Origin of the sequence: Pseudanabaena sp. lw0831 (assembly GCF_016584665.1) — a bacterium.
Taxonomy (GTDB): Bacteria; Cyanobacteriota; Cyanobacteriia; order Pseudanabaenales; family Pseudanabaenaceae; genus Pseudanabaena.
Map to the genome: position 1 here is coordinate 16,289 of NZ_BBJB01000023.1, position 11,842 is coordinate 28,130.

Below are 11,842 nucleotides of genomic sequence, written 5' to 3' on the forward strand. Positions count from 1 at the left end.
TATCTCAATTTTTTACAAAGGATTTAGTCATGGAATTAGCCTCTATCTCTAGCGATCTCTATCTTGAATATATTTTCAGCCACTATCCTGACATTGACGCAGACATTTTGTCATCTGTCGAAGCGATCTTTGAAAGTACTAACTGGGATAGTCCTGAGACTTCTCTAGATTGGAATAACTTAGCTGTTATAGATTTGATTGAAGCTGAGCAACTTGAAGATTTAGAGGCAAAAACAAAACTAATCCAGATGGCAATGGGAAAACTGGAGAAAGGATTTAGCCTAGATACAAGCCCGTATTGTGCTGCTCATTATCTGCTTATTCAAAGTATGTTGAGAGAAAACACGAAGGCAACTAATTTAGCTTTAAATACCACTATTACTACATTCCAGTCTGCACATTTATATACTCAAAATGCTTTGCTAGGATTAGTTTACCTACCTCCATCTGCTCGAAATTCAATTGAATTTGAGCTTATTTTAAATGCAGATAATGGTTTCACTCAGGCGTTAATGCTACTAGCAGAGGCGTTGTGGCGATCTCAATTTGTGTTTTACAATCCTTCAGGAATACGCTTTTTAAGAATAGCTAATCAGCTTTTTTCAGGTAGCCTCACTATTTGCTTGATGCTGGGTATTGCCGAACTAATGACTGGGCAACTTGAAGGAATTGTGTATTTGCATCACGCGCAACAACTAATCCCACTTTACGCGCCAATTTTGCAAGCACTTTATCTTGGCTATCGTAGTATTGGCGATTTTAAAACCGCTGCATATTGGCTAGAGACGGCCAATAACTGTTGTCTAAATCAAAATAGTGATGCAGCTGAGTGGCAATGGACAAAATTGGCTATAGACAGCAAAATCACCTATGTTGCTTTCGATCAAGATTTGGTACTTGCCGTTGAGCCGACCTTTCGCAGTATTGTTACGGGCGTGTTAGTCGCTCAAGGCGACTGGTTTGAGAGCGAGATTGAGTTTTGGCGCAACTGGATTCGAGAAGGCATGGCAGTGATTGATGTAGGAGCAAATGCTGGTGTGTACACATTTAGTGCGGCGCAAAGAGTGGGAGAGACGGGTTTGGTCTTGGCAGTTGAACCATTTTCGCAATGTGTGAGTTATCTCAATGAAACTTGTCAAGTTAATCAAATTGATTGGGTAAAAGTTTGTGCAGGTGCGGCTAGCGATCGCAATGGCAAAGCAAAACTATCGCTGAGTGCGGCGAGTGAGCTTAATGAACTAATTGCTGAAGATGATGATAAATCTAGAGATGCTGGTAGCTTTGAAGAAGTTGAATGTTTTACGTTGGATAGCCTAATTGAAAAATATGAGGTAAGTCGAGTTGACTTTCTCAAGATTGATGCGGAGGGTCATGAACTCCAAGTCTTGAAAGGAAGCGATCGCCTTCTTACAGACTTTGCTCCAATCATCCTCTATGAAAATATTGCAGCAGATCAAGGTAGTAATTTACCTGTTGCAGATTTTCTCAGAAGTATTGGTTATCAACTATTTCGCTATCAGCCCTATTTACAAAAGTTGATCCCTGTAGATGTTAATGCTGACTTTCAGGGTAGCCTAAACGTTATTGCTTTACCTAAGAACTATCTTTAAATTAACGATCTTGCTATACTGCCAGCCTAGATACTCATGTTAGAAGCTGTCTTGAAGTATAGCGAAACTACAAAACTTACACATTTCTAAGAGTCAATACACATGCAAAAAAAAGCTAATGACAATGATCTTTTAGGACGATTTAGAGAAATCGTATCAGATCCGCTTAACTTGGCGATCCAGAGAGACCCTCGCGCTGGCTTTGTAGATGGTGATTTTGTTTATCTTCATAACGGATTAAGAGTTCCAGTGCTTGGTTCTTACGCCTATTATGGACAATTTAGCTCGATTCTTGTCATAAATCGTGGAGTCCATGAACCTCTTGAAGAATTTGTATTCCAAGAAGTTGTCAAGCATCTTCCGACTGCGCCACTAATGCTTGAACTTGGAGCTTACTGGGGACATTACTCGATGTGGCTAAAACTAGTTCACCCAAATTCTACTGTTCATCTAGTAGAACCAGAATTGCAAAATATTAACGCGGGCAAGCATAATTTCCAGCTTAATGGATTTAACGGTGAATTTATACAGGCTTTCGTCGGAAAAAATCAATTTGGAGTCGATCAATATTTGGCAGAAAAAGGGATTGAGAAGCTTACCATACTTCATTCTGATGTTCAAGGATATGAAATAGAAATGTTGGAAGATTGTACCAAATCCTTGAAAAGTCAAGCGATCGACTATCTCTTTATTTCAACTCATTCTCAAAAACTACATCTTGATGTTATCAGTTTACTTGAGGGGTTCAATTATCGAATTGAAATATCATCTGATTTTGATAATGGCACTACTTCTTGTGATGGCTTTATCTTTGCATCTAATCCTTCTATTGAACCCATATTTCAAGAATTTGCTCCTCTAACTAGAGTTGAAATTACAGATGCACAGCCAGATTTTCTAGTTGACTATCTATTTAATGTTATGTTGAACAACTAGATTAAAATGATACTAATCAATCATTTATAAAAAGCCAAGGATTCTTTTATGTCAGTATTTCTTCCAATTTTAAAGAGAAACGGTCGTTTAGACCACATTCAAATGACTGTTTGTAATGTCGGATCGCGCAAATTAAGCAGTCAAGATGACTATGCTAGCCAAGGATGGCAAATATTTGCACCAAACTTAAGTATCTATGGATTTGATGCTGATGGTAATACTTGTGACGAAGCTAACGCAGAACTTGAAGCCAGAGAGATTAACTGGAAAGAAATACACTTTCCTCTAGCGATTGGCAAAGCGATCGAACAGAGAACTCTTTACATTACGAAAGATCCCATGTGCATTTCCTTGTATCCGCCAAACGAACCATATTTAGAACGCTTAGCTGGGCTATCAGAAGTAGCCAATTTAGATTTTAGTATTGAAATTGACACGACAACTTTAGATCGATTCTGTCAAGACGAGGAAATTAATGAAATTGATTTTCTGCAAATTGACGTTCAGGGTGCGGATCTTGATGTTTTAGAGGGGGCGAATAAGATTTTGAATAGTGGTACTCTGGCTATACAAGTTGAGGTAATATTTTCGCATTTATATAAAAATCAACCACTATTCGCTGATGTCGATACTTTCTTGAGAAAGAATGACTTTACCCTGTTCGATTTAACTCGAGCATATGGACTTCGTGCGCGATCGCCAATTCGCTCAACAGTAAGAGCAGGACAATTACTTTGGGGTGATGCTTACTATTTTCGCGATCTAATTCGTGAAGATATGGACGGACATCTAAAATCACCAGATCGGATGTTGAAGTTAGCTTGTATTGCTGATATCTTGAATTTCCCTGACTATGCATTAGAAATATTGGAATACCTAACATTGCAATATGGGAGTCAAGACTCAAATTACAACTTCGCTGACAATATTATCGAAGGCTTAGCTCAGTTTCCAGATCTAGTTGCTCAGGGACTAAACTCTTTAGCTGTTGTAGTCAAAATTCAAGATTACGCTAGCAATTAATTTAGCTAGAACTAAAACTCAGTAGTGGCAATTCATAAATTATCACTACTTACGGCTAACTGATGATCGGTATAGATCTCCCACATTTGTTCATAAGCAGATTCCATATCCCTCGTGAACTTCTCAGCATTCCACAAAGGCGAAGTTTTACGAGATTCTTTCAGTTTCCAAAACACTTGCTTTCGCAAAGCCTCATCTGTACCTAGACGAATACCCCAATCAATATACTCTTGATCGCTCCAAGAAATTCCTTCGGTCACTCCTGCATTGATCATCATGGTGTAACTATTTCGAGCAGCAAATTGTTCGCCAACTTTTGTAACCATGGGAATACACATCCACAAAGCTTCCATTGTGGTAGTTGCGCCATTATAGGGATAAGTATCTAAAATCACGTCAGCAATGTCTAAATTAGCGCGATGTTCGGCTTCGGTAGTTACCTGAGGCAAAAATATGAGGCGATCATCACTTATGCCTTCTGATTTAGCAATTTCCACAAAAAAGTTTTTAAGTCCCTGTTGATCGGATAGTCCCTTAACTAATAGATAACTATTAGGTACAGATTTAATAATCTGCATTTGCAGTCTGATGTTGTCAGGATGTCGTTTATATCCTGATTGAGAACTTAGATAAACGATCGCATCGAGCGGAATATTAAACTGATTGCGGTGTATCGTTGGGAAAAGCACCTCAAAGCTATCAACGGCAATGTAAGTATTCGGTAACCGCCAAATCTTCTCTGAGTAATATTTCTGAGCATGTTCTGGCAACACATAAGGATCGGCAATAAAGTAATCAATCGCAGGTAAGCCCGAAGCATCTAATCCTAGCCAAGTCACTTGTACAGGCGCAGGTTTGAGCGCCATTACCTGACAAGATATATCTAAAGTAATGCTGTCAAGATCGACGAGAATATCAATCTCATCTTCTGCTATTTGTTTAGCGATCGCGGTTGCATCAGATCCAAATTTGTAGGACTTATGGCAATAGTCAGCAATAAATTCCCTGACTGAATCAGATGCATTAAGCTGATCGAACACGAAATAAGCATGAATATTAAATTTCTTAAGATCGTGATGTCTGAAAATCCATCTTGCCAACCACCCAACGGAATGTCTGCGTAAGCAATGGGACAAATAGCCAATTTTAAGTGGTCGCTTGTCAGTATTTCGGGTTACTGGAATCGGTAAGGTTGGTAAACTGTTTTGGTAAACTTTCGCTAATTCATTTTGTAAAGTTCGATTTCTATTGGGATCGTCTTTGAGATAAGGCAAAAAGAAAGTAGAAACAAGTAGACGAGATATATCAGTGGAATTAGTATTGACGGGCTGTTCTTGAATTAAGGATTGAATCAAATCTAATTGGCTATCCGCCAACGCAAAAATTTCTTGCCATTGACTTCCTAAACAAAGCAAAGAATTTAAAATTATGTGATTTACATAAATCTGATTTGGTAAATCTTGAACTAGTTTGCGACATTGCTTGGCTACTTCTATACATTTTTTATGTTCCAAACTCAGACCATAAAATCTTGCTAATTCAGCCAACAAATAGATGTTTTCTAGTTCTAAACCCACCCCTGCTTCTAGAATACTTATAGCCATATCGTATCTATTAAGATTTAGCCCAAATCTCCTAGAAACATCTTGGAGAAATTGTACAAATTCATTTTTACTAGACTCACTCTCATCAATAGTTATCCACCAAGTTATTTGCGCTTCTTCTATTAGACCTTGAAACAAAAGACATAAACCTAAGTACCAATAGTGAGATTTGACATCAGGTTCTAGCTCAGCCGCTTTTTCATAAAGCTCAGCAGCTTCAGGATATTGGCTCTCAACAAATAATTTGTAGGCACTATTGATCAATTTATCTTTATCCATTGTGAATCTCCCACATTTGTCTATAGGCATTTTCCATCTCTTTAGCGAACTGTCTACCATCCCAAAGCGATGAAGTTTTACGAGATTGACGGAGCTTCCAAGCAACGGTTTGCCTTAATTGTGGATCCATACCGAACTTTACGCCCCATTCCACATATTCTTGAACATTCCAGGCAATTCCTTCGGTTATACCAGCATTCATCATCATCGTATAGCTATTGCGGGCAACAAACTGTTCTCCAACCTGTGTAACCATAGGTATCCCCATCCATAAGGTTTCCATGGTTGTGGTTGCTCCATTATAAGGATATGTGTCTAACACAATATCGGCGATCGCCATATTAGCTCGATGTTCGGCTTCAAACTTGGCAAATGGTAAGAATTTAAGATAATCTCGTTCAACCCCTTCCGAATCAGCAATTTCATAAAAGAAGTTTTGCATAGAGGTCTCATCTGCTAGCCCTTTAATTATGAAGTAACTATTAGGAACTTTCCGAATAATTTGCAGTTGCGCTCGAACTATATCAGGATGACGTTTATAACTTTTTTGAGAACTAAAATAAACGATCGCATCAGCGGGAATATCCAGATCGGATCGGCGTAAGGTGGCAATTGAAGTTTCAAAGCCATCAACAGCTATGTAAGTTTTAGGTAAGCGCCAAATTTTTTCTGAATAATATTCTTGAGCATTTTCGGGTAGAACGTATGGATCGGCTATATAGTAGTCAATTGCTGGTAACCCTGAAGCATCCCATCCCAACCAACTAACTTGTAGAGGGGCTGGCTTAAGCGCAAGAATATCGCAGCAATTTCCTGAAGTCATACTTTCAAGATCGACTAACAAATCAATCCGATCGCGATCTATTTGTTCAGCAACTAAAAAGTTATCACCCCAATAATCTACGCCTTCCCTAAAGGATTTATGCATTTGGCGTACATACCATTCTTGCAAAAAATCTTTACATTGACTGTATTCGGGGAAATATCCATAAATTTCAAAAGAGTCTCGATCGAAGTGTTGAAACAGCGATCGAGCGAGCCATCCAACCGAATGCTGTCTTAAACTAGTTGCGAGATATCCAATTCTGAGTTTGGAGCTTTTTAGACTTCTTGGGCTTTCTTTTCTTAATCGTTGATTATTTTGAAATCTTTGGGTAATTTCAGACTGATAATGTTGCATATTCGATTGAACCAAGCTCATAACCTTGTTTTGAATGGCTCGGTTATCTTGAGGCATATCCTGAATATACGGTGCAAAGAAACAAGACATGCAGATATAAGTTACGTAAAACCGATTCATGTCAACAGGATTTTGCTGAACTAAATCAGACAGCAAAGATTGATATTTAGCAAAAATCACCTTTATTTCTTGCCAATTACCTCCTGCGCTCATAATTGCACTCAAAAGCAAATGATAAGCAATCGTTTGATCAAGGCTTTCAGGAAATTTGACGATAATATTGCGAGCAACTTCAAGAGCTTCATTATAACGATCGTGCTTAATATAAAGCTGGACTAAGAACCCTAAAACCATAATGCTATCAGGGCAAAGTTGCAGACACATATCAACAAATTTCAGAGATATATCTAGTCTCAATTTTTGGCTAAAAGCAGCATAAATCAGTTTACTCGTCCCAACTTCTTTGTTTTGAACATAGGGTATACAGGAAGATATAAATCCTAAATAAAAGGACATAACTTCTTCAGATGTTGCCTGAGAAATTGGCGTAAACGAAATATTTTCAATTAGTTGTAGTAGAGCATTATCATTTATATCTATACCTGATTGGATTAGATTGATTAAGTCAAGCTCTTGTAAAGTTTGAATGTTAAATATTTGAAGCTGAAGATATAAGTATACGATTTGCACCAAGTTCTCAAAGTTTTGGGGCATTATTCGACGTATATTTTGACGAATTGTTAAAGAAACTTGATATTCTTTTAATTCTTCCTGACGATCAGCCTCTCTCCTTAAAATTTCATAAAGTTCTTTAGTATATAGGTCGGCATCACTAGAATTTTTTAATCCAAGAGTCCAAATATTGTCAGCTTCTTCATCTTTTGATTGTAATAAAAAGGCTAATCCCAAATAATAATAACCTTCGCCAACATTTGGATATAGTTCAATCCCTTGTTTGCTATAGCTGATAATTTGGTCGTAATCATTTTGTAATAGAAGTTCTTGCCAGTTAGTCATTAGTATTACCTTTGTAATTAAGTAGTCTAGATACCACAAAACTGGTTGCAAAAAAACGAAAAGTCTTTTGCAACCAGTTTTGTGCTTAAGTAAAGTAAAAGTTGAGCCTCTATATCTGTAAAAGTCAACTTCACTTGCAGTCGCAGAGAGTCTACAAATCAGTTCAGACAAAACATCTGGGGACTACTGGATAGCAGTATAGCCAAGTGTTGTAGTACCAATAGTTGTGTTACATAGTGGGGCTGCAGCTACATTTGGAGTAATGTATACAGCACCAGTCTGGACAGCTAGTTGGCTTCCTGCATTAACAGCAGGTAAATTAGCTTCACAAAGTGTGGCTAATGTAGTAGCTTCATTACTACCAGTTGGAGTCGAAACACTAACTTGACCTGTATAGGATTTTAGAGGTGAGCTAGCACCGCCTGTCATGGCATCAGCAACAGTACCAGTACCAGAAACAGCACCAGTTGGAGTTGCTACACCAAAAACATTGGCAGATTGAGAAGTTCCACTAACAGTCTTGCCTCCATTTCTGGCAATTCCATAGCCATAGTTCTCTGTGGTGAAAGCAATACCGACACCAAGAGAACCTAGGTTAGGTGCAAATTGTTGTTTTTCTAGGTAATAAGCTTGTTGAGAACGGTTCATGGAGCCAGTGTAGGTTTTGGCTTCAGATTGACGAGCTTTAGATGCTTGGTTAAGGAAAGAAGGAAGCGCGATCGCAGCTAGAATACCGATGATGATGATAACAACGAGAAGTTCAATGAGGGTGAAGCCCTTTTCGCCATTCTTCTTGTTGAGGATGTGTTGAATGAGCTTGGTCTTAAATTCAGATTTCATGAGTCTTTATCCCGTGAATGTCAAGATTGTTTAGCGGTTTGCTTGTGAAAGTAACTTACCCACAAAAAAACAGGATGATATCACTCCAGTAAAAATATTTTTTGATTGTATAGCAACGCAAGAGACAGCTAGGACAAATCAAAACCCAAAAGATGAGTGACGGCGCGAAGCGCCGCCACTCATCTTTTGGGTTTTATGTCCTAAGCAAAACTTACATTGTTATAAAAAACAAAAAAGCTAGATTAGTGCAAAGCACTGCTCTAGCTTTTTGCTTTTTAAGTTTTTATTCGTCCAAGGAAAAGTTGAGAGGGCATACCATGGTTTGTGAAGTGGCATTAAGCGATCCAGGAGGAATAGCAATATTAGGGGCATTGGCAATACAAAAAATGGTGTCTATTCTGACTACCCCAGGTATCCCAACAACACCAACAAAAGCCTTTAAATTTGGGGATGCTGGTGTTGCGACATTAGTCACAATTTGATCTATCTGGACCGGGATGGTATTTCCATTAACATCGCCCGTAATCACAGAATAAGTGAAATTAGCTGATGATATATTTGCTCCCACATTCAGTTTAGTTATATCGCTAGCAAACGTCTTTTTTTCCAGATAATAAGCTTGTTGCAGGCGGCTCATCGTTCCAATAAATGATTTAGCTTCGGCAAATCTTGCCTTATTGGCTTGATTGATAAATGAGGGCAGTGCGATCGCGGCTAGCAAACCAATAATAACGATCACAACTAACAACTCAATCAGCGTAAAGCCCTGCTCATCTGGGGCTTGATCTTTACTGAAACGGCGATCCCGAAGCCATAAACTAACGATAAATTCTAAATGTCTGAAGTCCACTGTCCCATACCTACGACTAACTTATATCCTTTTCCCTCAGATCAAGTTACCCAGTTTTCAGAGATTTAAATCGATCCAAAATATTCCAAAATATTAAGGATTCTAATTTCTAGACTGATCGTATCCCTAAGATTACAAAATACATTTGCCTTAAGCCGCGAATCGCGACATAACCCAATCACTAAAACATTAATATGCTCAATGTATGCGGCATTCAGCGCCGCCTTGCCATCTTCATATACAAGTGGGATACCTGGTTGAATGATGGCAAGATTTTGAAAAAATTGATTGGTACTGGCAAAGCAGCGATCTATATATTGACTAAGCAAATCGAAATCCACCTCAGTTTTACCCTGAATATCAGCGAGGGTATAGGCGATCATATCGATGGGAGTGCGATCGCTAACAAATGGTACTGCTGAATTTTGCCAAACCTGCTCGGCAGCATCCAAAACATGATTCTGTACAAATAACCTTGTTTTAAAGTCCATTGGCTCCGCAGGATCTAAGCCAAGTTGGGCAAAAACTTGGCTGGTCGTGGTGCGAACAAAGGGGATATTTAGTCGTGAGGCGATTGCGATCGCCAATGTTGTTTTGCCTGTGCGATGTGCGCCACAGAGCCCCAGATTACTATTAAGTTTAAACATCTTCTGGACCGATACCCAAAGCTCGTAAACGCTCCGCAAGGCGATTAGCACGTTGACTTTCTTGCTCAGCTAGTTGCTGCTGAGCTTCAGCGCGTCTACGACCCGCCAAACCTTCTAACTCCTCTATCAAATTTTCAATATCGAGAGATTTTAAATCACCCTTCTTTAACTGTGCGATCACTGTTTCAAACCACAGATTAAGATCAAGATCGTACAGTGATGTATTTCGGGCAATTGTTTGAGTCATTGGGTTCGCTCCTGCGATCTCTAATCTCAATTTATTTTAATCTCAAAATTAAGTATAAGCGTTCACCTTTACTGTCCTAATTCATATGGCGATCGCCCTTTGCTCTGGATGAGATTCTTGAAGTGAAATTTTAATGCGCAAAATTATTTTTTGCACTTAGCACTTTCTGTAGTAACATAGATATTCGCAACGGGATGTAGCGCAGCTTGGTAGCGCGCCTGCTTTGGGAGCAGGATGCCGTAGGTTCGAATCCTATCATCCCGACTTAAAAAGAAAAAATTCAAAAAGCGTCAGCTATGGCTCTTTTTTATTTGCTAGCAAAAACTTGTAAATCCTGCGATCGCGTAAATTGTTTGCGCCATGCCGTAATGCCGCCTGTCAGAGTCGAAGCTTGATAACCGCGATCACGAAGATACCTATTCGCTTTAATCGATCTCATTCCCGAAGTACAGTACAAAACTACCTTTGGTTGAGCTTGATGCTTTTTTTCATAGCGTTCCACAATATTCTTAACCCGTTGAATACCCACCTCACCCTCAATTTCGGGTAATGGCACAAGCTCACTATTAGCAATATGATCTTCTGCATATTCGCTCTGAGATCGCACATCGATTAAAACTACAGATTTGAGTTTGCTACTAGCCAACTCCTCAATAGAGATTTGCGGCGTACTAAAGCTTTGCAAATACACTGACAAGCTCATTTGATGTTGATATGCAGCAATGCTCAAAATCCCAGCAGTAGCAACTAGCAACGATCCAACTAAGGCTAAGGGGATTAAATATCTACGCTTAGAGACAAATTCCTGAAAATCACTTGTCTGCATTTTTCTTATTCCAATTTTTAAACGGATAAATTAAATGATTAAAATAATTTGTTGAGGCATTTAATCTGGTTCCATATAGTTTTGGTTGTTCATTCTCAGGCATATACAAAGTTCCAAATATATAATCAAGAATTGGTAACTGTACGGCTAGATTTTGAGCGTATTTCTGTGGATAGCGATCATGATGCCAACGATGAAATTCTGGCGTAGCAATAAGCCATTTTAAAATCGGAAACTTCACTCGAACATTGGCATGGATAAAAAAGGCGATCGCACTCGAAAAAATTATATAAATTGCCAAAGCCTCTGATGAAAACCCTAGCAAGTAAAGGGGAATCATCTGGCAAGCCTTGGTTAGAATCTGCTCAAAAGGATGGACACGTACTGTGGCAAGCCAATCAATATGAGTAGAACTATGATGGATTACATGAAATTGCCATAACCAAGGAACAGTATGCAATAGTCGATGAGCGAAATAAAAGCACAAATCGCCAATGAATATAGCTACAGTTACTTGCAAAACAAGGGTTTGTTGACCGACAAATTTAGACAATATCGGTATTGAGCCTTGGCTCATCAATACAAATATAATTAATAGTTTTGTTGTGCCATGACCAATGAAATAACCTGAAAAATAGTAACAAAGATCCGTGAACCAACCTTCACGCAATAGTTTTTGGTGATGAAATGCTAATGCTTTTTCAATCGGTACGAATACAAAGACAAGGATTAGTATTCCTTTGATAACATCAGGGATTTCCATCATGATTCCAATCACTAATT

At 38.7% G+C, this 11,842-nt stretch carries 11 protein-coding genes and 1 tRNA gene; 4 read left to right on the forward strand and 8 right to left on the reverse strand.

Going from position 1 to position 11,842, the window contains the following annotated elements; translation table 11 throughout:
• The first annotated feature begins 29 nt into the window (after positions 1-29).
• The 3 genes from APA_RS04885 (at position 30) to APA_RS04895 (ending at position 3,569) form a co-directional block, all read left to right on the forward strand.
• A complete protein-coding gene (locus APA_RS04885; RefSeq protein ID WP_201321195.1) occupies positions 30-1,610 on the forward strand; it encodes an FkbM family methyltransferase in 1,581 nt (526 codons plus the stop codon).
• Between the two features lie 102 nt (positions 1,611-1,712).
• Entirely contained in the window at positions 1,713-2,546 is an 834-nt protein-coding gene (locus APA_RS04890) for an FkbM family methyltransferase (RefSeq protein WP_201321196.1), read from the forward strand.
• Positions 2,547-2,594: 48 nt separating this feature from the next.
• Complete coding sequence (locus APA_RS04895) at positions 2,595-3,569, forward strand: FkbM family methyltransferase (protein WP_201321197.1); 975 nt, start codon at positions 2,595-2,597, stop codon at positions 3,567-3,569.
• A 32-nt stretch (positions 3,570-3,601) separates the two neighbouring features.
• Here APA_RS04895 and APA_RS04900 read toward each other — a convergent pair whose 3' ends face one another.
• The 6 genes from APA_RS04900 to APA_RS04925 all read right to left on the reverse strand — a co-directional run bounded on the left by APA_RS04900 (position 3,602) and on the right by APA_RS04925 (position 10,233).
• Complete coding sequence (locus APA_RS04900) at positions 3,602-5,452, reverse strand: O-linked N-acetylglucosamine transferase, SPINDLY family protein (RefSeq protein WP_201321198.1); 1,851 nt, start codon at positions 5,450-5,452, stop codon at positions 3,602-3,604.
• Positions 5,445-7,649, reverse strand: coding sequence for an O-linked N-acetylglucosamine transferase, SPINDLY family protein (locus APA_RS04905; protein WP_201321199.1), 2,205 nt, complete (start codon positions 7,647-7,649; stop codon positions 5,445-5,447). The genes APA_RS04900 and APA_RS04905 overlap by 8 nt, the downstream gene beginning before the upstream one ends.
• Positions 7,650-7,832: 183 nt before the next feature.
• Complete coding sequence (locus APA_RS04910; RefSeq protein ID WP_201321200.1) at positions 7,833-8,489, reverse strand: type IV pilin-like G/H family protein; 657 nt, start codon at positions 8,487-8,489, stop codon at positions 7,833-7,835.
• A gap of 283 nt (positions 8,490-8,772) precedes the next feature.
• The gene (locus tag APA_RS04915; protein WP_236579412.1) at positions 8,773-9,339 is read right to left on the reverse strand and encodes a type IV pilin-like G/H family protein; all 567 of its coding nucleotides are present in this window, start codon (positions 9,337-9,339) and stop codon (positions 8,773-8,775) included.
• A gap of 65 nt (positions 9,340-9,404) precedes the next feature.
• Entirely contained in the window at positions 9,405-9,986 is a 582-nt protein-coding gene (locus APA_RS04920) for an AAA family ATPase (RefSeq protein ID WP_201321201.1), read from the reverse strand.
• The gene (locus tag APA_RS04925) at positions 9,979-10,233 is read right to left on the reverse strand and encodes a DUF29 family protein (RefSeq protein ID WP_201321202.1); all 255 of its coding nucleotides are present in this window, start codon (positions 10,231-10,233) and stop codon (positions 9,979-9,981) included. The genes APA_RS04920 and APA_RS04925 overlap by 8 nt, the downstream gene beginning before the upstream one ends.
• A 190-nt stretch (positions 10,234-10,423) precedes the next feature.
• On the opposite strand from APA_RS04925, the gene APA_RS04930 reads away from it, so the two are divergent.
• Positions 10,424-10,497: transfer RNA gene (locus tag APA_RS04930), tRNA-Pro, on the forward strand.
• 43 nt (positions 10,498-10,540) lie between these two features.
• On the opposite strand, the gene APA_RS04935 is transcribed toward APA_RS04930, so the two are convergent.
• On the reverse strand, positions 10,541-11,059 hold the full coding sequence (locus APA_RS04935) for a rhodanese-like domain-containing protein (protein WP_201321203.1): 519 nt from the start codon (positions 11,057-11,059) through the stop codon (positions 10,541-10,543).
• Complete coding sequence (locus APA_RS04940) at positions 11,046-11,822, reverse strand: sterol desaturase family protein (protein WP_201321204.1); 777 nt, start codon at positions 11,820-11,822, stop codon at positions 11,046-11,048. The genes APA_RS04935 and APA_RS04940 overlap by 14 nt, the downstream gene beginning before the upstream one ends.
• Positions 11,823-11,842: the final 20 nt, after the last annotated feature.

Excerpts from the sequence above, each read along its gene's own strand:
- APA_RS04900 (WP_201321198.1), bottom strand. The coding sequence starts at position 5,452 with ATGGATAAAGATAAATTGATCAATAGTGCCTACAAATTATTTGTTGAG.
- APA_RS04885 (WP_201321195.1), top strand. The coding sequence starts at position 30 with ATGGAATTAGCCTCTATCTCTAGCGATCTCTATCTTGAATATATTTTC.
- APA_RS04895 (WP_201321197.1), top strand. The coding sequence starts at position 2,595 with ATGTCAGTATTTCTTCCAATTTTAAAGAGAAACGGTCGTTTAGACCAC.
- APA_RS04925 (WP_201321202.1), bottom strand. The coding sequence starts at position 10,233 with ATGACTCAAACAATTGCCCGAAATACATCACTGTACGATCTTGATCTT.
- APA_RS04935 (WP_201321203.1), bottom strand. The coding sequence starts at position 11,059 with ATGCAGACAAGTGATTTTCAGGAATTTGTCTCTAAGCGTAGATATTTA.
- APA_RS04920 (WP_201321201.1), bottom strand. The coding sequence starts at position 9,986 with ATGTTTAAACTTAATAGTAATCTGGGGCTCTGTGGCGCACATCGCACA.
- APA_RS04940 (WP_201321204.1), bottom strand. The coding sequence starts at position 11,822 with ATGGAAATCCCTGATGTTATCAAAGGAATACTAATCCTTGTCTTTGTA.
- APA_RS04890 (WP_201321196.1), top strand. The coding sequence starts at position 1,713 with ATGCAAAAAAAAGCTAATGACAATGATCTTTTAGGACGATTTAGAGAA.
- APA_RS04910 (WP_201321200.1), bottom strand. The coding sequence starts at position 8,489 with ATGAAATCTGAATTTAAGACCAAGCTCATTCAACACATCCTCAACAAG.
- APA_RS04905 (WP_201321199.1), bottom strand. The coding sequence starts at position 7,649 with ATGACTAACTGGCAAGAACTTCTATTACAAAATGATTACGACCAAATT.